Source organism: Pseudomonas fluorescens, assembly GCF_001307155.1.
Classification (GTDB): Bacteria; Pseudomonadota; Gammaproteobacteria; order Pseudomonadales; family Pseudomonadaceae; genus Aquipseudomonas; species Aquipseudomonas helvetica.
The window spans coordinates 4933310-4952085 of sequence record NZ_CP012830.1 but is presented as its reverse complement, the minus strand read 5'-3'; the positions used below and the strand labels follow the sequence as shown (position 1 = coordinate 4952085).

Sequence of the window (18776 nt, the reverse complement as noted above, 5' to 3'; positions counted from 1 at the left end):
AGCCCGCCCCTTTATTCTCGAACAAGCCAGACGACGCCCGTAAACATCTACAACTCAAATATTAATCCCCAGCAACTACTAATGTGTGCTGAGTACCCCATTTCAAAAAATATTGTAGATCGCACGTCTCAATAACTCCGAACCAAGGATCATAATAATCAATTGTACTAGCAGCAGCATCATAGCCAAGCACCACTACATAGTGCTGCTTAACAAAAACCAAAAAACCTGAATACTGACCTGCATACTGCAAAATCGGCTCCAGCTTTTTATAGGCCTTAATCTCGCGCACGCCATGTACAAGTCCGCTCTCCTTTGAAAAATGAAACTTATTATAATATTCAGCAAGACCATACAACTGATCAAAGGTAATACCATCATAAACCCACTCAGGATAGAAACCAATCACAGCCTGTTCCGAAACCTGCACACCATTTAGTCTCATCAATACCGAAAAACTCGCAGCCCAACAACTATGACTAACCTTCTGTATTTCAATTTTTGGAAAAACAGTAAAGAATTTTTCTCGAGTTACGCCTTCATATGACATATAAATTCCCTTTCTATTAGAAAGCCCATCAAACAAACCCGAAACGTAGAACTGGCTACCCATCTATTCATTTGTAGTTGATGGGCACATTTTTTGCCAAGACCCTGCTCGTTGTTGACAGTGCTAATGAGGCTGTAACCGATCATCAGGTTGATCATTCGACTGCAGCGCTACCACTGAATCCCCCCCTTCAAAGTCAGCCGCTATAGCGGTAAAGGAACAGTCATGCCTGAAGAAACTGTTTTGCCTGTCGCCCCGGTCGGCATCGATCCTGCGGAGTTTGTGAATTCGGATTTTCATTTCTTAAATACCCCGATAGCAGAGTCGAAGGCGGTCAGTGGGGCGGTTGATTGGTAGGACCAATGTCCTGGGGGATGTTGAGGTCTCGACCTACCGGTGCTGAAACCTCAACGACACTGAAAACCGGACTGAATACCCAGTTTTAAATCCAGCGTCGGAACAGCACGCTGGCGTTGACCCCGCCGAAACCGAAGCCATTGGACAGTGCATATTCCAGGGGCAGGTGCTGGGCCCGGCCGCGAATCAGGTTTAGGCCTTCGGCAGCGGTATCCGGGGCTTCCAGATTGAGTGTCGCCGGGACCACCTGATCGCGCAGCGCAAGTACGGTGAAGATCGCCTCGATCCCCCCCGCAGCACCCAACAGGTGGCCAGTGGCGGATTTGGTCGAACTGATCGCAAGGCCGCTGCCTATGCCGAATAGGGCTTTGATTGCCGCCAGCTCACCTTTATCGCCCACCGGGGTCGAGGTGGCGTGGGCATTCAGGTGCTGAACCTGGGATGCTTCCACACCGGCTTGGCGCAGTGCCTGCTGCATGGCCCGGCGGGCGCCGTCACCATCTTCCGGCCCGGCAGTCATGTGGTACGCGTCGGCGCTGGTGCCATAACCCACCAGTTCAGCGATGGGCCTGGCGCCGCGCGCCAGGGCATGTTGCAACTCTTCGATGACCAGTAGGCCGGCGCCCTCGCCCATGACGAAACCGTCGCGGGCCTGATCGAAGGGGCGCGAGGCGCGTTCCGGGGTGTCGTTGTAATCGCTCGACAGGGCGCGTGCGGCAGCGAAGCCAGCCAGGCTGACCCGGTGAATGGCCGCTTCCGCCCCGCCACAGAGCGCTACGTCAATTTCCCCTGCACGAATCATCCGCGCAGCGTCGCCGATGGCCTGGACGCCCGCCGCACACGCCGTCACTGGAGCCCCCAGCGGCCCCTTGAAGCCATGACTGATTGAGACATGACCGGCGGCCATATTGCTTAGAAATGATGGAATGGTGAAGGGTGACAAGCGTCGCGGCCCCTTGCTGTCAGTCGTCCGCACAGCTTCGGCAATCGCCGGAAATCCGCCCACACCCGAAGCGATGATGGTGGCGGTGCGCTCCTGTGCCGCTGGGGTTTGCGGCGCCCAGCCGGCCTGTGCCAACGCTTCATGGGCCGCTGCCAGGGCGAACAGAATGAAGCGGTCCATCTTGCGCTGTTCTTTTGGTGCCAGCAGTAGATCCGGATCGAAGCCGGCCTCAGGGTCTTGGGTGCGGTCGGGAACCTGGCCGCCGATGCTGATAGACAGATCGCCGATTAGCTCCGGCGGCAACTGGCGGATCCCCGACTGCCCGGCAAGAAGGCGTTGCCATATCTGCTCGACTCCGCAGCCAAGTGGGGTCAGTGCGCCCATGCCTGTGACGACGATACGTTTGTTCATGTTGGTCTAGCTCCTTCTGCATATTGGGGGGTAGCGACATATGGACGTCACTATCATTATGAAAGTAACATACCGGACCAACAAATGTTTGCCCCCCCCCCCGTAAGGAACTGCCATGCAGCGCAAGACCCTCATCCATGCCGAATGTCCGATTGCCCGCAGCCTGGAAAGGGTTGGCGAGTGGTGGAGCATTTTGATCATGCGCGATGCCCTGCATGGCCTGAGACGCTTTGAGGAGTTTTCCCGAAGCCTGGATATTGCCCCGAACATGCTCACCAGACGCTTGAACTCGCTGGTGGAGGCGGGTCTGCTCGAGCGTCAGCCTTACAGTCAGCGCCCGTTGCGCTACCAATACGTGCCGACTGCCAAGGGCGAAGATTTCCGCGTGGTGCTCATGGCCTTTGTGGCCTGGGGCAATCGCCATTACGCTCCAGAAGGGGAAAGCGTGCAGATTGTCGAGCGGAAGACTGGGCGGCCGGTGCTGCCGATGATGGCGGATATCACCGATGGCCATCTTGTGCCCTTGGACCAGTGCAGCGTACAGGCCGGACCAGCCGCCAGCGCGGGCATGCGTCAGCGGCTGGGATCCATGGCTGACCCGGATGAGCCTTGCCAGGTCGATTGAGGAGCAGTACAGCGGATGAGCGCGGCACTTTAGGACTGCCAGCGGTTATTCGCCTTGTAACTCACTATTCATGGCACGTCCAAAGCGATCGACCAGCATACCGAAGCACGCGACCCAGACGATCGCTTGCAGCGGCAGTTGAATGTTGCCCCCATCCGTCAGCGCGGCGAAGATCTGCTTGGTTTCAGCGATGCTGGTCACGTTGAGGGACACGGAGCAGCCGCTGATGCCGTTGTCGGGGCGTTCCGGAATGGTGTCCAAGCCGAAGATGGTCTGGTCGCCGGCCAACAGGCGGGTGTAGATGATGCGGTCGTGGTAATCCACCAGCACGTCATCGAGGGCAGGGCTTTCGCCGAAGTTCATCATGACTTCGATCTGGCCTGGCAGGCATTGGGCATAGAAGTTGAAGGCGGCTTTGCATTCGCCATTGAAAATCGGCGAAGAACATTTGTTTCATCGAGGCTCAGTCGTTCGGTTCGTGTGAGGCGGGTATTTCACCAAATCTGAAAGTCTTTTTCAGAGTTTCCCTAACGGACGTTTCAATAAAAAAAAGCGCAAAAAAAACGCTACTCATTGAGTGGCGTTTTTCTGTATTTGGAGCGGGAAACGAGACTGAAATCCGCGCTCTTTCTCCTTGAAAGCGTTGAGATTTTTCTAGCGTCAGCGCTTTCGATGTACTGGATGATGTACATATTAGGTGAGGCTGGAAAGACCCTATGCTTTACAAATCATTCAGAGCCATTCGTAGCGCCCGTCATCTCTCACACCGACATGCTCTGGAAGTCTTTTTTGCGTGTTCAGTTTTCGAATGTCCGCATTCGGCTCGAGTGCTCTTCCTAGAAATAGCGAAGCGAACGGAGGCCTGACTGACCATACACCGCGCTGGTTAATGCAAGACCGTCACTATTCGGCCGATTTAGGCCTACTGGTACAGCCCCCCTTGTCCTTGCGTGTCAGCCGAACTGTCGGTGCCCGCGGGGAAAATACTGCCGTAGCAGGCCATGAGTCTTCAACTTTGTCCCACGTTGCGGCCGCGCCAAAGGAATAGGCCGGCGGCTCGCAAGCGAACCGTCGGCCCGCAGCCTGCCGTCACGAAGTGCGGCGGGCCGTTTTTGGTGCGTGTACCTGATCGCTACCGATTACGACGCCTGCACGACGCTGTACTGTGACGACAGGTAGCGCCGGATATCGTCGGGCGCGTTGATGAAGCGCGTGCCGTTGTACTCCTGAACCGCAACGGACACGTCCTTTGGCTCCCGCCCTTTGCCGAGCACGATCACCGGCGCAGACTGATGCCCTTCTTTCATGGAGGAAAAGATGGGACTTACCGACTTTACGCCTAACACCCAAGACCTCATCGCGGTCGACATACGCACCCTTGGTGTGATCGACAAGATCAAGGCTGGCGACATCCCCGGAGCCATGCCGAAGGCGGCAACGAGGTGGGCGGCACTTCCCGAAGGGCCTGGCAAAGCGAATCATTACCCGCCGCAACCGTATGTCGAATGTTCAAAATTTTTGGCGAACTACAAATCGGCTGGAGGGACTGTTAAATGAAGCTTTCGATCCTCGCGTTCATCGCCCTCTATTGCATTGGCGCCAATGCAGCGTTTGCGGATGGCTCGCAGGCGACAAACGACAGGCATGGGCCGGCAGGCATCGCCGTCGGTGAGTCCTTGGTCGCGGCCAAGGCCAAGCTCATCAAACAAAGATGGACACCGACACGGATGCATACCGCCGACGACTATGAATATAGTGGCGTGGAGCGTGAGCTGGCTGCGCACAAGTACTATGAGGTCGATGTCTGCTCTTTTGATAGCTCGCGTTGCATCTTGTTCTACACAAAGAAAGGCGTTTGCCTGCGCGTAGACACTATCGGCGAGCAATTCAATGACATGACGGTTACGCGATGGGCCGATGAGTGTCCTGACGCGCCTCCAAAACCCAATAAGCGCGGCGCGGGCTAGCGACCGACCATTGCCGAAAATTGCGGTCATTGCGCTTCAGTGTGATCCCCCCCTCACAGACGCCTGGCACGCAGCCAGAGCGATCAGTCCTCGGTCGCCGTCGTCGGTGATGCCGATAATTCGTTGAGCATGCGCCAGGTCAAGTCGGGCGTGCGCTCTTCCATGAGCCAATCGGGTGTTTGTGCAGGCTGGGGCGTGTAACTCAGGAGGTTCTAGCCCACTCAAGCTCCCATCAAAACCCCACATTGGCCCACCCTCCCAAATGCGCGCACTGCTTCGGCGGTATGTTGGACGGCCTCATAGAGCGCCCGAAAACGATCGTCTAAACTCAGGGTTGAACTTGAGGGTTCAGCCATGTGCGGACGACTTTCGCAATACAAGGGTATCCACGACTTCGTGGCGGCGCTGAGCATGCCCAATGCTCTGGTCAACACCGTTGGCGACCAGCCGCTCGAGCAATACAACGTCGCCCCCACAACAAGGGTCGCCCTCTTTCACCAGGAGGGCGACACGCTGTACGCCAACCTGGTCAGGTGGTGTTGGCGACCGCATTGGGCAACCGATCAGCCAGCGAAACCGAACGGCAGAGTCGAAAAGGTAGCGCATAGCCCATTCTACCGCGCGATCTGGCCACACCGAGCCATCACCCCCATCAACAACTGGTTTGAGTGGGTCGATGAGGGCGGGCCGAAGAAGCAGCCCTATTTGATCCGGCATCGGGACGGCTCACCGATCCTGTGCGCTGCTATCGGCCAGTTTCCGATCGGCGACCACGCGCCCAGCGAGTATGACGGCTTCGTGATCATCACTGCCGATTCGGCAGGCGGCATAGTGGACATCCACGATCAACGCCCGGTAACACTGGCGCCCGAGGTGGCACGGGAATGGCTCGACCCGACCACACCCAAGGAGCGCGCCGAGCATATGATGATTCAACAGGGAGAGATGTCCGAGGCCTTCGAATGGTTCAAGGTCAGCGCAGCCATTGGCAACGTGCGCAACCAAGGCGCGAGTCTGATCAAACCGATCTGAATTGCTATTTGTCCCGCTGAGCCCTGCAATTCACGTAGGCATCACTCCCCCGGCTTGGCACCATACGATTGGCAAACGGCGTCATCCGTAGCGTTTTTCTCCACTATGGCGGCCGACAGTTTTTTTAAACATTACGATAAGCTCATGGAGAGACCATTGCATTACAGCAATGGGACTATCTGGTTTCACACACAAGAGCTTTGGCGGATCGCTTAAATGAAACCACACCTTGTTGCTTGCATTTTGCTCTGTTGCGTTAGCTTTTTTGCGAACGCAACAGATGTTCCGATTAAAAAAGGAATGTCATTCTTAAATGCACGAAAAGCATTGATTAAACATGGCTGGAAGCCAGGTTTACCGAATGAGATGCAGCCGGTTGGCACTGCAGTAATACTTAAAAACATGGGTATTAGTGAAATCGAAAGATGCACCCAAGGGGTGCAATATTGCGAGTTCAACTACAAGAGAAACAAGGAATGTCTAGGCATCACCACCACTGGCGAAGAAGTAAAAGATCTGATAGTTGATGGCTGGGGCTTCAAGTGCCCCGAGAGGTATTAGAGAGGTTGCACAACCACTCTTGACCCTGTCTAGTCCTGAAACAGGTATCGCGATCGTGCATCAGCGTCCAGACCTCTCTGCACAAACCAGGACAACGGCAGTGTCAGCAACAAGGTGGCAGCCAACATGATCACCGCGACGGGAACACCGGTGACATCACCGAGGGTGCCAAACAACACCGGCGCCAGCGCACCACCCCCAATGGTGCCGGTGTAAAACACCGCGAACGCCTGCTCGCGTTTACCCGGCCCCGCCAGATCCGGCACGGCGCCATACAGCACCGACGACGTGCCGTTCAGCGCCAGCCCCAGCAGCGGCAACATCACCATCAGGCCGAAAAACGGCAGATACACCGCCATGACGATCAACACCGCCGTGGTGAACTCGGTCAGCCACACCGTCTTCACCATACCGATGCGTGCCCCCAGATAGCCACACAGCAACTTGCCGAACGCGCCCCCCACGAACAACATCGTCAACGCCAGGCCGATGCCTGCCGTCCCGGCGCCCTTGTCTTTCAACAGAAATGGCAAGAAAGTGAGAAACCCCATACGCACCGCGCTGTCCAGCGTACCGGTCAGGATCAACGCGCGCAGCCCGATGGCAGAACCGTTACCCGTGATCGCCTTGGTCGCTTTGCCGTGCGTGGACAAAGGTTCGGCACGAGCCGGGATCAGCCACCACAGCAGGCCCGCTGCCGCCAACCCGAGCAGACCCAGTAGCGTGACACTGGCGCGCCAACTGATGACTGTCAGCAACAGACCGATCAACCCCGGGATCAACGTTTTGCCAATATCGCCGGAGAAGTTGTACTGCGACAACGCTTGTTTGACACCTCCGCCCGCCTCGTAAGTATCGGTAATCAACGAAGATGCCAGCGGGTGCTGAGTACTGGCGCCCAATCCTCCCAACAGCAGCGCCAACAACAGCACCGTCAACCCGCCAGCCTGCCCCGCCAGCAAATAGGCCAGGCCTGCGAGTGCCGTTCCGCCCACCAGCATGCGCTCTCGTCCCCATCGCTTGGCGGCCCGGCTCGCCAACAGTTGGAAACCGGCCATCATCCCGGCATAGACACCGCGCAACAGGCCGATCTGGGCGTAGCTCATGCCGAACTGCGACTGCCAGATCGGCAACAGCACATAGATAACGTCGGTCAGCCCATCATGTACGGCGTGAGCACCGCAGCCAGCCACCAGGGATCGGCGACGGACTGAAGCATCAGCGGATTGCGGCGCGCGCAGGGAAGATACTTCGTCTTTCAAATCATTCATCGTATTGAGAGGCTGGAGAGTGGGACGTTGATATTCAAGCAGGAAGGCATCAGGAACTGTAGCAGCGCCGCGACGACAATCACCGAGCGCTATGCAGACGCGAACTCATGAGACCTCTCGATTCATTCTCGGAGGTCTTTATAGAATACGCAGCCTGCCGAACACCAATACCGAATTCGGACCGATCAATACCCAAGGAACAGGATGCTTGACCTACGCAAGTTACGTTACTTTTTGACGGTCGCCGAAGAGCTGCACTTCGGCCGCGCAGCGTTGCGCCTGCACCTCGCCCAGCCACCCTTGACCCGACAGATTTCGGCCCTGGAATCCGAGCTGGGCTTTCGCCTGTTCGACCGCACCAGCCGCACGGTGACGCTAACAGCACAAGGCCGGCATTTCCTGCCTTACGCGCGGGCCGTACTGGAACAGGCCAACCTGACCGAAGTCATCGCCGGCAAGCTTGCCGCCGGATCGGCCGGTCAGTTGGCGCTGGGTTACGCCAGTTCGATTGCGCTGTCGGATCTGTTCAGCCAAACCATTCAAGCCTTTGCCCAGCGCTTCCCAGAGGTTCAGCTGACGCTGGTGGAAAGTGCTTCCGGCAGTCTTTATTCGCAAGTCGTCGATGGCCGCATCGATATCGGCATGAGCCGGCTGCAGCCTGAAAGCGGGCAAACCGATGTACAGGTATTGTCTCTCGGGGGAGAACCACTGGTGGCCGCCCTTTCCAGTGACAACCCGCTGGCCAGCCAGGACAAGGTCACCCTGGCCCAGCTCAGTGCGCACCCGTTGATTCTGTTTCCGGCCGATTATGGCTCCGGGCTCAATGAATCCATAGAGCATCTGTACCGACACAACGGTCTGCCAATACGTCCAGGTCCGTCTGGGCGACAGATCACCTCGATCATCGCCTTGGTGGCCGCTGGCCAAGGCGTCGCTCTGGTGCCCCAGTGCACCAAGACCCTGGCCAAAAAGGGGGTGACCTACCGCCCGCTGGCAGACCCCGAAGCCTGCGCGCAACTGCTGATACTCACGCGAACACAAGGACGCACCCTGCTAGTCGAGGCATTCTTGGGCGTGGTCGATGAACTTTTGCAGGGCCGGTAGCACTCCCCTTCATTGAACCCGGCGCCACCTCTCTATCTGCGCACCAAGTATGGCAATCGAACCGACTTGAAAGTTGGCACGCATAAATCCCCCCAATTTTTCCGATACAGAAAGCCCACTACCCAGTTCCCGACTTTCCACTGAACAGGCCTTCCCCGGCCCGTCGCTAGTGGACCAAAAACGCTCAGTCACCCACAGCTAATACTCAACACCGCTCGCTCTGCTCACTAGACTCGTAAAAGCTACGCTTAAACATTGGCCGATCATTGCCCAATGCTGTTGTCCAGCCCGGGGGCGCTTTGCAAGACGCGTAAATGGCGAGGGAATTGAGGAATCCATGACTGACCGCGAGCAACTTCATCGAGATGGCTATGCACTGCTCCGTCGAGCGATCCCGGCCAAGTGGCTGGATGACCTTCGTGCCGTGTTCGATGCGGGCGTGAAGCCGGCGGACCAATGGCCAGTGCCGCGTGGCATGGATTGGCGCCATTCGCTGCTGGACGCTGATTCGAAGATTCAGGCTGTGTGTCGTCTGCCGGAGGTGCTGGCGGTGGTGGGTGAGTTGATCGGAGAACGGTTCTTCCTCTCGCAGGTAGAAGGTCGCGAACCTCTTGCAGGTGGCGGTCATCAGCAGTTGCACCGCGACTTGTCGGCCCAACGGCCAGGCGACATTGTGAACGTCCTGGCTTATTTCGACGATTATGGTCCCGAGAACGGCGCAACTCGTATCGTCCCTGGCAGCCATCGCCCTGAGCAGGGAGAGCCGCCATTCGACTTCAATGACGAGTCCCGGTCCGTACGGCTTTCAGGCTCCGCAGGTGACATCCTGGTGTTTGACGTTGATCTAGTGCATGCGGCCAGTCTGAACTTAATCGGCGCACGCCGTCGCTCCATCCTGATAAGTTACTTTTCGGAGCCTCTATATGCGTCACACCTGGAAACGGTGGGCCTGCGAAGTATTCGGATGAAGACGACCGATCGCTTCGATCCCTCGGATTTTGCCTTCGGGGTTACATAGCCTGAGCAGGCTGAGTCAACTGTTGGATACGCGCTCACCCAAAGCGCCCCAACGGGAACATTTTTCCGAAGGAGAAAAAGCTGGAACATCGGCCAGTCATATATTTCATTTGGGTAACATTTCTACTGCATGGAAATAAGCGGGACATACTCCAGCAAAGGACACAAGGCACTCTATGCAGGCCGCGTCATAAGGAATCCAGCGTGCAGGTATTAGCCCTATAGCCTGTCACTGCCGTCAACTCGATGCGGTATAGAACGTCTTAATCCATGGAGTAAACAGTATGAGTCTGTCCAGAAAAATGCTTGTCGGCGTTGCCTTGAGCAGTCTGCTGCTCGGCGGATGCACTTCAAGAGTCACGGAGAAGGAACAGTACTCAGGGTTTCTTCCCGACTACAACAATTTGCAGGAGGTCAGTACACCCAGCGGTGAGAAGGCCATGCGTTGGGTGACCCCGTCCTGGAACCCGAACGCTTATGACACGGTGGCCTTCAAGCGATTGGAACTGTACCCGACACCACAGCCCAATGAACGGGTCAACCGCCAGACGCTGGACCAGTTGCAAACCTACATGACGAACAATGCCAAGAGCGCACTGGGCCAGAAGTACCGTGTGGTACCCAATGTTCCGTCGGCCCCTGCCGGTTCGCGAGTCCTGGTCGTACGCGCTGCGATTACCGGGGTCAGCACGTCCAATGAAGGTATGAAATGGTATGAAGTGGTTCCGGTTGCGGCCGCGATAGGCGCGACTCAGGCGGCCACCGGCCACCGTAATCAAGAGACCGAGTTGTACATTGAGGCCGAGATAATCGACGCAAGTAATGGCCGGACTGTGGCCAAAGTGGTGCGCAAGGTCTTCGGTGAACAATTGAAAAATGCAAGCCAGCCGGTTACCGCTAACGATTTCAAAGCGGCAATCAAAAAACTGGACGGCGATATACAAGCATTCATCGAATAGCAATGAAGTGTCAGTCAGCTTCCGTGGATGACTGTGCTTCTTATCTCAGCCCCCGCAGGAAAAGCTTGGTGCCGTCCAATCTGACGGCGCCAGCCACTCGGGCGCCCGCCTACGTCTATGCAGCTACGCTACACAGGAGCAGCAAGCGGCAGAGCACATTGACACCCGGACTATAAAAACTGCCCTTGCGGCAAGGCGAGATTTATAACCCCGTGCGTAAATGTCGATGCGTTCGCGATTGCCTTCTGCGAAAACAGCCGCAACATGACAACTTTGCCCAACGTATCGCTGCGTAAAGCCTCTTCATCCTGGTTGCCGATCAGGACGATATTGGGCGCTACAGACCAGCCGCCAGCCTGCGCATAGAAACGAGCGAGCGGCGGATCACACGTGAAGACGCCGATATCAAGATTACTGCGCTCCATACAACGAGTCGCCGCGGCGACGGTATTCAACCCAAGGCCTCGCCCCTGACAATCTGGATCGGTCATGACGCAACTCAGCCCGGCGATTTCAAATGTGTCACCCGCATGTTCAATCGCTTTCATTACGACCGCGGCATAACTGACGACCCTGTCGTGCGCGCAGGTATAGAACGAGAATGCATCGAACACCGGATCGTGCAGCGGTATCGCCGTATTGATTTCATCTTCTCCCGTCTCCGGATAGACACGGTTTTGCAGCAAAGCAAACTCTCGTTTCAAAGCCGAAGAGGCCCGAATGTAGGCTATCGCGTCAACAGCCCAAGGCTCTATTGGCTTACGGTGGATCATTGTTATCCCTTCTCCTGAAATGACATGCCTGATCTAAACCTCGCCCCTCATAGGTACGCAGGCACCCAGCGCATAGTGTTTCCAGACTCCTCACACCGTCGGTCTGAAGCCTGAGAACTATAAACGAATGCCGTGCGTCTTAATTCATGCAAACCCACTCACATCGATGGACGCCATCATGCATTTAAAGAAGACGAATTTCGTAGCTTTGATGACATGCGTAATGATGCTGGCTGCAGCGCCCTTACTCCCAATGTCCTCCGCCTATGCAAAAAGTGGTGGCGGCGGAAACAGTGCAGGTCACGGCAGCAGTAGCGGTGCCGGCGGCCAGGGAGTAGGTCATTCTGCTGACGCTGACAGCAATGGCCGTAGCGAAGGCCATACTGCTGACGCTGATAGCACTGGCCGTAGCGAAGGTCTGGATAGCGATCATGACGGTAAAGCAATCAGGGATCATGGAATCAGTGGCAAGCACACCGGGAGTATTCGCCATGACAGCAAAGGTCATGGTTCGGCGACTTCAGGGATCGCACACTCCAAAACTACACACGGACTTACAAAGGCCACTGCGATCTCGACCACCACACCTGGCGATCACAATGAAAAGGGGCTGAGTAACGCTGCTACTTCGAGCACCAAACATTCGAGCACCAAACAAGATCAGGATAAGGATCAGTAGACCCGATCTTTACATCTTCATGCTCCAGTATGATGCAGAGAGCCCGCCGGTTGCGGGCTTTCTCATTCCACCTCAGCCGACCTTGAACATCTTAACCAGCCTCTTGGCTCGCCTGCGTTTCACGACCTCTTTCAGCCTCTTGAACCAACGCGTTCAAGAGTTCTTCGGTATGGTTTATCGATTCACGTATCTCGTCAAACGCCTCATCCAGAGCTTTTTCGATCTCGAGTGCAGGAGATCCACGTAATGTCTCCTGTATTTCAAGCTCGTCTTGCTTGAATTGCGAAAGGTTGGCGCGCAAGCCCTCTAATCGAAGAGATATCTGTGAGATATGGTGTCGGCGGCGCTGAACCATGATGCTTCTCCTGTTGAGCTCCCATACCTGTTTAGAACGCTGTCTGCAAAGAGATGTTCGCATTTCCTGACCAAAGGATTCGGTCTCGGTAAAAGTCCTTTAGAGAGAACTCTACGACACCATTCGTCGCCTATTAAAACGTGGTGCAGGATACGGCTCAAGGATTGCTAAGTACGCCCGTAGCGGCCCCAGGACGACATTATTCTGACGCGGCAGCAATCAACATTAACGCTTAAGGACTCCAGCGATACGCCTGGTCAGTCACCGGAGATGTAACGTGTCAACTCTCAATGAAATCGCAGCGAACCACGCGAGAATGGCTAAGGCAAACGAAGAAGAGTCGACCGGGCTGAGTGAGCGACACCTTCAAATAGTGGGCAGCTTTGAAATCCCCGCCATCGATGCACAACAGCACATTCCACTGCACCTGATCGCCGGGGTGCAGGACAACCACTTCGAACAGGCAACTGGCTACTTGCTCTGACAGCGTTTGATCTCAATACCGGGTTGGTTCGTCATCGGCTTGTCGCAGGCCACGCAGAAAAATTGATATTTTGAACGGTGTGCGAGCAAAACGTACGGTGAGCTGATCGGGATATCCGGGAGGGTGTCATGGCCGCTGTTAGCGATACGCTGAAGCTGTTTCTCGCGGGCGACGTCATGACCGCCCGCGGCATCGATTCGGTACTGCCGCATCCTGGCGATCCGCGGCTTTACGAAGCTTACGTCAAGCATGCCGGCGATTACGTCCGTCTGGCAGAAAGGCTCAATGGCCCGATTCCCCGCCCGGTCGATTTCGCCTATGTCTGGGGCACCGCGCTGGATGAGTTCGAACTTCACCAGCCACACGCACGCATCATCAATCTGGAAACTGCGGTGTCCCGCCGCGGACGACCGGAGCCAAAAGGCATCAATTACCGCATGAGCCCGGAGAACTTCCCGGTCATCAGAGCAGCCGGCATCGACTGCTGCATGCTGGCCAACAATCATGTGCTGGACTGGGGGGAAGCCGGTCTGGCCGATACGCTAGACACCCTGTCGAGCAACGGTATGCGCAGCGCCGGCGCCGGGCGTAACCGGCAAACTGCCGAAGCGCCTGCCGTGCTGCCGCAGCCAGGCGGAGGGCGTTTGCTGGTGTTTGGCCTCGGTGCACCCGACTGTGGCATCCCACCGGACTGGGCCGCCACGGACAAGCGCGCAGGCGTTGCGCGGCTGGAGGACCTGTCGATGCAAAGCCTGGACCTTGTGGCCAAACGGATTCTTGCGGGCAAAAACCCGGGAGACCGAGTGGTCGCCTCCATTCACTGGGGCGGTAACTGGGGCTTCGATATCCCGCGGGAGCAGGTCCGGTTCGCCCATGCGTTGATCGACGAGGCCGGAGTCGACGTGGTGCACGGGCATTCCTCGCACCACATCAAGGGTATCGAGGTGTACCGCGAACGCCTGATTCTCTATGGCTGCGGTGATCTCCTGAACGATTACGAAGGTATCGAGAACCACGCAGACTTTCGTGGCGACCTGGGGCTTCTGTACTTTGCCGCCCTGGACCCAAGCGGGTGCCTGCAATCGCTGGACCTGATCCCCATCCACCTTCATCGCTTTCGCATCTGTCGCGCCGAAGGGGATGACCGTCAATGGCTGCACGACACCCTTTCTCGCGAATGCGCACGCTTGGGCAGCCGCATCCAGCCAGGCGCGAAAAATGTCTTCACGTTGTGTTGGTAGGAATTGAGATTGGCGAGACGTTATCAGCAACGCATTTCCCTGTACGAATCCCAGTAACGCCCTGCCTCACTCGAATGGTAGCCAACCCGCTGGATTCAACTGGATAACCTACGGGATCTCAACCGTCAGGGCTCTGACGCCCAGATAACGTTCAAGCTATTGATAACCGGACACCGGTCAGGGTTGATCTCGCGTTCGCGATGAAGCCAGACCCTGGTTCGCTCGACATCGAATTTTCGCTCGTTCCGTTCCCTCATAACGATGCCGGATATGCCGAAATGCCCGCACTCAGGACAAATCAGTTCAATGCCATCCATTGCGGATTCAATATGTCGCGCGTCTTGCGAGCAGATCAAACACCACATGAGCCACTCCCGAGCACCTGTCAGTTTCCACGACCAAGCAATCTAGCCGCCAACTCATGCCCCACCGCCGGGCATCATCGAACATCTTCCAGGCGCTGACTTCTCGCCTACCCTCACGGTGCAGGTTGTCAATTAATAGACCATTTCCAACCGTCACGCTACCTCGACAAAAAATTCCTTTTACCCAGAGAAAAACCGGCAGCCTGAACTCGATCAGACGGTTTTGAATACCCTCGACGGGTATCGATCAAGTGACCGCCGGCCTCGCCTTTTGTCGCAAGTCGATTGACTGAGGGGAGCCTTTGGAGCCCAGTACTCAACGGGCCAGACCAGATCATACGAAGAAAAAATCATGTCGAAAATAACGGTGATATCCGGTGACTTTCTGGCAGGCGATGCCGAATTTCAATCTGGATTTTTCACTCTGAAATCCGCACTGAAACCTTCTCTCGAACTAAAGATTCCCCTGTCAAATCTGGAAACGCTGGAAACAGCAACCGAAGAAGTCGTCAACAAGAAAGGCAGCGTCATTCGATGGAGTCTGGCGGGAGCATTGCTTCTAGGGCCAATCGGGCTAGTGGCGGGCTGGTTACTATGCGATACAGAAAGGGAAATAACGTTCTATGCAAAATTCAAGGATGGCCGCTGCTTACTGGCCACTACCGATAAAGGTACTTACTCAAAGATCTCTGCTTCTCCCCTCAAGTAACCCCCTCCCCTCAAAGTCAGCCGCTATAGCGGCAAGTGTTCGCCCTGACCAGCAGCTGGCCACTCAGCACGTTTCCTGAAGCATCTGGCAGGGCGAACAGGTAAACCTTACGCGCTCCATAACACCGCGTCCTCAAGCCAATTCTGAACAATTCACAACTGAACAGACACGCTCTGCCGACTGTCAGCATCCATCCGCCCCAAAACCAACAAAGCCCAGCACTGGGCTGGGCTTTTTCACTCCGTTGAGCTTATCTTTTCGGAGGTTTTTTGTGGCTGTCCAATCGACCGCTCTCCAGCAAATCCTTGTACTTCAACGCCTCAGCTTCACTGTGATAGACGCCGACCAGAACATCTCCCTGAAAGACATCCCACATCCTGATTCCCGCGCTACTTGATTCATGAGACATGTGATGCTCATCGCGCTCTTTGATGGTAATGACCATTTGCACATCCTCTGGATTGAGGCAGGTAAGGTATTTTTTACTCCTGTCATCTCCAAGATTCCATACCGAAAGCCTTCACCTCTCTCTGACGCTCCTGGGAGGGAGTGATTGCGGGGCAATCACGCTGTCGTTATTTGACCGCCTGCACATTTGGCAATAAGCAAGATGGGCATATGGCAAAAACGAATACCCACGCTAAAAATACCTCAACGGTATAAAAAAAATAGAATACGCTAACTATTGATACCCACGTCGAATGGCAGGATTTCATGTTGACAAGGAAGGCTTCTTTTTTTTCCGCTGAGTGGACCGATGCCAAACTCAAAGTCGGACACGTCATCCTCTTTGTGGCCATCGTATGCATCTCGCTGATAGCAATCAGTACATGGGGAATCTTCAACTCCCTGGAGTACCATTTGCACGACAAGGAAACCGAGATGTCAAATCTCTCGAAGACTTTATCGTCCAATATCGAGGCAACCCTTACGCAGGCTGACACAGTACTTATAGGGGTCAAGGAACGACTGGAAACAGAAGGCAGCAACGCAGAAAACTTAAACAAACTGGAAGAGTTACTTAAAATACAACAAAAACGCCTGCCTCAAATACATGGCTTTTTTATCTATGATGAACAGGGACGCTGGCTACTCAATTCAAACGGTGTCATACCCGCAGGCGCCAACAACTCGGACCGTGACTATTTCATTTATCATCGCGACCATACGGACCTGGGACCTTATCTTGGCCCTTCCATACGCAGTCGCTCAACCAATGAATGGATCATGACGGTATCGCGCCGAATCAACCATCCAGACGGGAGTTTTGCCGGCGTTGCACTCGCTACCATTTACCTAAACTACTTCCTCAACCTTTACGAAGGTGTCGACACCGGAACGAATGGCCTCATCAATCTGGTGACCTCCAGCGGTAACATTGTGGTGCGCAAGCCATTTCGCGACCAGGACATCGGCATTAACATATCAAAAGGCGAAGTGTTCGCCCTGTTAAAGCCTGACGTGAACTCCGGCACGGCGACCATAAAATCGTTTATCGACGGTGTCGAGCGGGTCATAGGTTTTAGACGCATTAATGGGTACCCCCTTGTCGTCGTCGCCGAATTTGATCGAAATGAAGTACTGGCGGACTGGCGGAGCGAATCCCTCGCCAGCCTGATCATTTCCTCCATATTATTAATAATTCTCAGCTTTATTGGTTATCGACTCATCAAACTCATGGGTCAGCAAATTCAAGCGCAAAGAGAATTGCAAGCCTCTCAGAAAGACTACATTGAAGCCAATAAGATTCTTGGTTTGATGGCCCTCGAAGATGGACTGACACGGCTGGCCAACCGACGCCACTTTGATTTCTTCATAGAAGCTGAAGTTGCCAGGAAAAAACGCAAGAAACTGGACGGCACCGCACTGATCATGATCGACGTTGACCTCTTCAAGAGCTACAACGACCTCTACGGCCACGTACAGGGTGATGAGTGCCTGAAGGCCGTGGGCGCAATAATCAGAAAGCATGTAAACCGAACCGGTGATCTCGCCGCCCGGTACGGCGGGGAAGAGTTTGCCGTTGTACTGTCAAACACCGATTATGTCGGGGCTTTCCTGCTGGCCGAAAAAATCCGACTCGATTTGGAGCACGCTAAAATACAACACAGCGACTCTCCACTAGGGGTGGTCACGATCAGTATTGGCATTAGTTCACTCTCCGAACGAGAAGTCGATACGGTAGAGAGCTTGGTGGATATCGCCGACAAAGCGCTATACATCGCCAAGTCCAGCGGGAGAAACAGGACCGTCATATCAAATTAGCAAGGATGGCGACGGCAGTAAAAAAGCAGCCAAGCAGTAGTTGGCTGCTTCGTCACATCAAAGCAAGAACCCCCATCTAATCCGACGCTACCGATTCTCTGGAACGATTTGGCCGGCTGGCCGACCGCTCTTCGGCGTCGCGATGCAATAAGGAAACGTTGTAATCGTAGGTCGATATCAAGGGCACGGGATCATCATTGCGGGCCATCTCAAGCCATCGCCTTGTGCGTTCAAGGTCAAAGGATTCGTGCTTCAACATCATTTTCGCAACAAGATTGGCCGAGACCCTGAAGTGTCCACAACCGGCTGAGCATTTGACCTCTGAGCAGTCTCCCGGCGCGTGAACAGTCTTGGCGGCAGCCTGACAAATTAAGCACTTCATATGAGATCTCCCTATCGATGACTTCTCAACTGTAGCCGATCCCCGGCCGAAAACGAGAAAAGCCCTGCAAGCGCAAACCTGCAGGGCTTCTCGGTCAGACTGACCTTCTCATCAAGCCGGGCAACCAATGGCTTCCCGGCTTTTTGAATGCGTTGTGCTTATCGGATTTTGTCAGTGGTCGAAGTCACTGCCTTACTCAAACCTTTTGCATTGTGATCACCGGGCGTTGTCGCCGAGATAGCCGTCGCTTTCGTCACCCCTCGCGTTGTTTTCGAGTGCGCAATACCCGAAGTCACTGCCCCATGACCACGATGGCTATCGCGATCACGTCCAAGGTGGTCATCACGGTCACGTCCAACGTGGTCATCGCGATCACGTCCAAGGTGTTTACCGCTCAATCCACGGTCTCGAACAGCCCGGCCGTCGTGATCGGTTTCCTGGCCTTCAGCGCGACCATTGCTCTTGGCGCCCGCAGAGTGACCTTCACCCGCATGAGCACCACCGCCACCGCTGCCGCCGCCATTTCCGCCACCACCACCATTTCCACCACCATTACCGCCGCCGTGACCACCACCTTCTTTGGCATAGGCCGTACCCATTACAGACAACCCGGCGGGGAGCAGAGGCGCGGCAGCAAGCATCAATACGCACGACATAACTGCGGCTAGCTTCTTGTTTTTCAAAGGCATGATAGATTCCATAGTGGTTCGTTTTTTACAAATTGTC

General features: G+C 55.3%; 23 protein-coding genes and 1 pseudogene. 14 read left to right on the top strand and 10 right to left on the bottom strand.

What is annotated here, in order from left to right:
- Positions 1 to 61 precede the first annotated feature (61 nt).
- Complete coding sequence (locus AO353_RS22595) at positions 62 to 613, bottom strand: papain-like cysteine protease family protein (protein ID WP_054596967.1); 552 nt, start codon at positions 611 to 613, stop codon at positions 62 to 64.
- Between the two features lie 162 nt (positions 614 to 775).
- Here AO353_RS22595 and AO353_RS31890 point away from each other — a divergent pair, with 162 nt between their 5' ends.
- The gene (locus AO353_RS31890) at positions 776 to 907 is read left to right on the top strand and encodes a hypothetical protein (protein ID WP_256583881.1); all 132 of its coding nucleotides are present in this window, start codon (positions 776 to 778) and stop codon (positions 905 to 907) included.
- 85 nt (positions 908 to 992) lie between these two features.
- On the opposite strand, the gene fabF is transcribed toward AO353_RS31890, so the two are convergent.
- The gene (fabF, locus tag AO353_RS22590; protein WP_054596966.1) at positions 993 to 2261 is read right to left on the bottom strand and encodes a beta-ketoacyl-ACP synthase II; all 1269 of its coding nucleotides are present in this window, start codon (positions 2259 to 2261) and stop codon (positions 993 to 995) included.
- 115 nt (positions 2262 to 2376) lie between these two features.
- Between fabF and AO353_RS22585 the strand changes: the two genes are divergently transcribed.
- Positions 2377 to 2886, top strand: a complete 510-nt coding sequence (locus AO353_RS22585; RefSeq protein WP_054596965.1) for a winged helix-turn-helix transcriptional regulator — start codon at positions 2377 to 2379, stop codon at positions 2884 to 2886.
- 45 nt (positions 2887 to 2931) lie between these two features.
- Here the strand turns inward: AO353_RS22585 and AO353_RS22580 are convergent, their stop codons facing one another.
- Positions 2932 to 3321 (bottom strand): VOC family protein, encoded by a 390-nt coding sequence (locus tag AO353_RS22580; protein WP_054596964.1) that lies wholly within the window; start codon positions 3319 to 3321, stop codon positions 2932 to 2934.
- Between the two features lie 704 nt (positions 3322 to 4025).
- Complete coding sequence (locus AO353_RS30905; protein WP_237142916.1) at positions 4026 to 4193, bottom strand: DUF3088 family protein; 168 nt, start codon at positions 4191 to 4193, stop codon at positions 4026 to 4028.
- Between the two features lie 10 nt (positions 4194 to 4203).
- Here AO353_RS30905 and AO353_RS22575 point away from each other — a divergent pair, with 10 nt between their 5' ends.
- Positions 4204 to 4443 carry a hypothetical protein gene (locus AO353_RS22575; RefSeq protein ID WP_054596963.1) on the top strand — a complete coding sequence of 80 codons (240 nt, stop codon included), beginning with the start codon at positions 4204 to 4206 and terminating at the stop codon, positions 4441 to 4443.
- On the top strand, positions 4440 to 4853 hold the full coding sequence (locus AO353_RS22570; protein ID WP_054596962.1) for a hypothetical protein: 414 nt from the start codon (positions 4440 to 4442) through the stop codon (positions 4851 to 4853). Before AO353_RS22575 ends, AO353_RS22570 begins: the two co-directional genes overlap by 4 nt.
- Positions 4854 to 4889: 36 nt before the next feature.
- Here the strand turns inward: AO353_RS22570 and AO353_RS32250 are convergent.
- Positions 4890 to 5024: pseudogene (locus AO353_RS32250) on the bottom strand (lysis protein); the annotation flags it as partial.
- A 183-nt stretch (positions 5025 to 5207) separates the two neighbouring features.
- Here AO353_RS32250 and AO353_RS22565 point away from each other — a divergent pair.
- Both AO353_RS22565 and AO353_RS22560 read left to right on the top strand, forming a co-directional pair.
- On the top strand, positions 5208 to 5885 hold the full coding sequence (locus AO353_RS22565; protein WP_054596961.1) for an SOS response-associated peptidase family protein: 678 nt from the start codon (positions 5208 to 5210) through the stop codon (positions 5883 to 5885).
- Between the two features lie 216 nt (positions 5886 to 6101).
- Positions 6102 to 6446 (top strand): hypothetical protein, encoded by a 345-nt coding sequence (locus AO353_RS22560; RefSeq protein WP_237142915.1) that lies wholly within the window; start codon positions 6102 to 6104, stop codon positions 6444 to 6446.
- Between the two features lie 29 nt (positions 6447 to 6475).
- Here the strand turns inward: AO353_RS22560 and AO353_RS22555 are convergent, their stop codons facing one another.
- Positions 6476 to 7717 carry an MFS transporter gene (locus AO353_RS22555; protein WP_054596960.1) on the bottom strand — a complete coding sequence of 414 codons (1242 nt, stop codon included), beginning with the start codon at positions 7715 to 7717 and terminating at the stop codon, positions 6476 to 6478.
- Positions 7718 to 7921: 204 nt separating this feature from the next.
- On the opposite strand from AO353_RS22555, the gene AO353_RS22550 reads away from it, so the two are divergent.
- The 3 genes from AO353_RS22550 (at position 7922) to AO353_RS22540 (ending at position 10797) form a co-directional block, all read left to right on the top strand.
- Positions 7922 to 8821, top strand: a complete 900-nt coding sequence (locus AO353_RS22550; protein ID WP_054596959.1) for a LysR family transcriptional regulator — start codon at positions 7922 to 7924, stop codon at positions 8819 to 8821.
- Between the two features lie 337 nt (positions 8822 to 9158).
- Positions 9159 to 9839: a phytanoyl-CoA dioxygenase family protein gene (locus AO353_RS22545; RefSeq protein ID WP_054596958.1), complete on the top strand. Its 681-nt coding sequence runs from the start codon at positions 9159 to 9161 to the stop codon at positions 9837 to 9839.
- A 283-nt stretch (positions 9840 to 10122) separates the two neighbouring features.
- Positions 10123 to 10797: a DUF3313 domain-containing protein gene (locus tag AO353_RS22540; protein ID WP_054596957.1), complete on the top strand. Its 675-nt coding sequence runs from the start codon at positions 10123 to 10125 to the stop codon at positions 10795 to 10797.
- Between the two features lie 170 nt (positions 10798 to 10967).
- Here AO353_RS22540 and AO353_RS22535 read toward each other — a convergent pair whose 3' ends face one another.
- Entirely contained in the window at positions 10968 to 11570 is a 603-nt protein-coding gene (locus AO353_RS22535; RefSeq protein WP_054596956.1) for a GNAT family N-acetyltransferase, read from the bottom strand.
- A 178-nt stretch (positions 11571 to 11748) separates the two neighbouring features.
- Between AO353_RS22535 and AO353_RS30060 the strand changes: the two genes are divergently transcribed.
- Complete coding sequence (locus tag AO353_RS30060; protein WP_081013798.1) at positions 11749 to 12249, top strand: hypothetical protein; 501 nt, start codon at positions 11749 to 11751, stop codon at positions 12247 to 12249.
- Between the two features lie 91 nt (positions 12250 to 12340).
- On the opposite strand, the gene AO353_RS22525 is transcribed toward AO353_RS30060, so the two are convergent.
- A complete protein-coding gene (locus AO353_RS22525; protein WP_054596954.1) occupies positions 12341 to 12604 on the bottom strand; it encodes a hypothetical protein in 264 nt (87 codons plus the stop codon).
- A 277-nt stretch (positions 12605 to 12881) separates the two neighbouring features.
- Between AO353_RS22525 and AO353_RS22520 the strand changes: the two genes are divergently transcribed.
- The 3 genes from AO353_RS22520 to AO353_RS22505 all read left to right on the top strand — a co-directional run bounded on the left by AO353_RS22520 (position 12882) and on the right by AO353_RS22505 (position 15403).
- Complete coding sequence (locus AO353_RS22520) at positions 12882 to 13088, top strand: hypothetical protein (protein ID WP_054596953.1); 207 nt, start codon at positions 12882 to 12884, stop codon at positions 13086 to 13088.
- A gap of 128 nt (positions 13089 to 13216) precedes the next feature.
- Positions 13217 to 14329, top strand: a complete 1113-nt coding sequence (locus tag AO353_RS22515) for a CapA family protein (RefSeq protein WP_054596952.1) — start codon at positions 13217 to 13219, stop codon at positions 14327 to 14329.
- A 717-nt stretch (positions 14330 to 15046) separates the two neighbouring features.
- Positions 15047 to 15403 carry a hypothetical protein gene (locus AO353_RS22505; protein ID WP_054596950.1) on the top strand — a complete coding sequence of 119 codons (357 nt, stop codon included), beginning with the start codon at positions 15047 to 15049 and terminating at the stop codon, positions 15401 to 15403.
- Positions 15404 to 15653: 250 nt separating this feature from the next.
- On the opposite strand, the gene AO353_RS22500 is transcribed toward AO353_RS22505, so the two are convergent.
- Positions 15654 to 15848 carry a hypothetical protein gene (locus tag AO353_RS22500; RefSeq protein WP_054596949.1) on the bottom strand — a complete coding sequence of 65 codons (195 nt, stop codon included), beginning with the start codon at positions 15846 to 15848 and terminating at the stop codon, positions 15654 to 15656.
- Between the two features lie 269 nt (positions 15849 to 16117).
- Between AO353_RS22500 and AO353_RS22495 the strand changes: the two genes are divergently transcribed.
- The gene (locus tag AO353_RS22495; RefSeq protein ID WP_054596948.1) at positions 16118 to 17668 is read left to right on the top strand and encodes a sensor domain-containing diguanylate cyclase; all 1551 of its coding nucleotides are present in this window, start codon (positions 16118 to 16120) and stop codon (positions 17666 to 17668) included.
- Positions 17669 to 18208: 540 nt separating this feature from the next.
- Here the strand turns inward: AO353_RS22495 and AO353_RS31670 are convergent.
- Positions 18209 to 18739: a hypothetical protein gene (locus AO353_RS31670; protein ID WP_102667308.1), complete on the bottom strand. Its 531-nt coding sequence runs from the start codon at positions 18737 to 18739 to the stop codon at positions 18209 to 18211.
- Positions 18740 to 18776 lie beyond the last annotated feature (37 nt).

Excerpts from the sequence above, each read along its gene's own strand:
- AO353_RS22535 (WP_054596956.1), bottom strand. The coding sequence starts at position 11,570 with ATGATCCACCGTAAGCCAATAGAGCCTTGGGCTGTTGACGCGATAGCC.
- AO353_RS22525 (WP_054596954.1), bottom strand. The coding sequence starts at position 12,604 with ATGGTTCAGCGCCGCCGACACCATATCTCACAGATATCTCTTCGATTA.
- AO353_RS22505 (WP_054596950.1), top strand. The coding sequence starts at position 15,047 with ATGTCGAAAATAACGGTGATATCCGGTGACTTTCTGGCAGGCGATGCC.
- AO353_RS31670 (WP_102667308.1), bottom strand. The coding sequence starts at position 18,739 with ATGCCTTTGAAAAACAAGAAGCTAGCCGCAGTTATGTCGTGCGTATTG.
- AO353_RS22570 (WP_054596962.1), top strand. The coding sequence starts at position 4,440 with ATGAAGCTTTCGATCCTCGCGTTCATCGCCCTCTATTGCATTGGCGCC.
- AO353_RS22495 (WP_054596948.1), top strand. The coding sequence starts at position 16,118 with ATGTTGACAAGGAAGGCTTCTTTTTTTTCCGCTGAGTGGACCGATGCC.
- AO353_RS31890 (WP_256583881.1), top strand. The coding sequence starts at position 776 with ATGCCTGAAGAAACTGTTTTGCCTGTCGCCCCGGTCGGCATCGATCCT.
- AO353_RS22540 (WP_054596957.1), top strand. The coding sequence starts at position 10,123 with ATGAGTCTGTCCAGAAAAATGCTTGTCGGCGTTGCCTTGAGCAGTCTG.
- AO353_RS22545 (WP_054596958.1), top strand. The coding sequence starts at position 9,159 with ATGACTGACCGCGAGCAACTTCATCGAGATGGCTATGCACTGCTCCGT.
- AO353_RS22595 (WP_054596967.1), bottom strand. The coding sequence starts at position 613 with ATGGGTAGCCAGTTCTACGTTTCGGGTTTGTTTGATGGGCTTTCTAAT.
- AO353_RS30905 (WP_237142916.1), bottom strand. The coding sequence starts at position 4,193 with ATGAAAGAAGGGCATCAGTCTGCGCCGGTGATCGTGCTCGGCAAAGGG.
- AO353_RS22550 (WP_054596959.1), top strand. The coding sequence starts at position 7,922 with ATGCTTGACCTACGCAAGTTACGTTACTTTTTGACGGTCGCCGAAGAG.
- AO353_RS22500 (WP_054596949.1), bottom strand. The coding sequence starts at position 15,848 with ATGGTCATTACCATCAAAGAGCGCGATGAGCATCACATGTCTCATGAA.
- AO353_RS30060 (WP_081013798.1), top strand. The coding sequence starts at position 11,749 with ATGCATTTAAAGAAGACGAATTTCGTAGCTTTGATGACATGCGTAATG.
- AO353_RS22515 (WP_054596952.1), top strand. The coding sequence starts at position 13,217 with ATGGCCGCTGTTAGCGATACGCTGAAGCTGTTTCTCGCGGGCGACGTC.
- AO353_RS22565 (WP_054596961.1), top strand. The coding sequence starts at position 5,208 with ATGTGCGGACGACTTTCGCAATACAAGGGTATCCACGACTTCGTGGCG.
- AO353_RS22555 (WP_054596960.1), bottom strand. The coding sequence starts at position 7,717 with ATGAATGATTTGAAAGACGAAGTATCTTCCCTGCGCGCGCCGCAATCC.
- AO353_RS22585 (WP_054596965.1), top strand. The coding sequence starts at position 2,377 with ATGCAGCGCAAGACCCTCATCCATGCCGAATGTCCGATTGCCCGCAGC.
- fabF (WP_054596966.1), bottom strand. The coding sequence starts at position 2,261 with ATGAACAAACGTATCGTCGTCACAGGCATGGGCGCACTGACCCCACTT.
- AO353_RS22560 (WP_237142915.1), top strand. The coding sequence starts at position 6,102 with ATGAAACCACACCTTGTTGCTTGCATTTTGCTCTGTTGCGTTAGCTTT.
- AO353_RS22575 (WP_054596963.1), top strand. The coding sequence starts at position 4,204 with ATGGGACTTACCGACTTTACGCCTAACACCCAAGACCTCATCGCGGTC.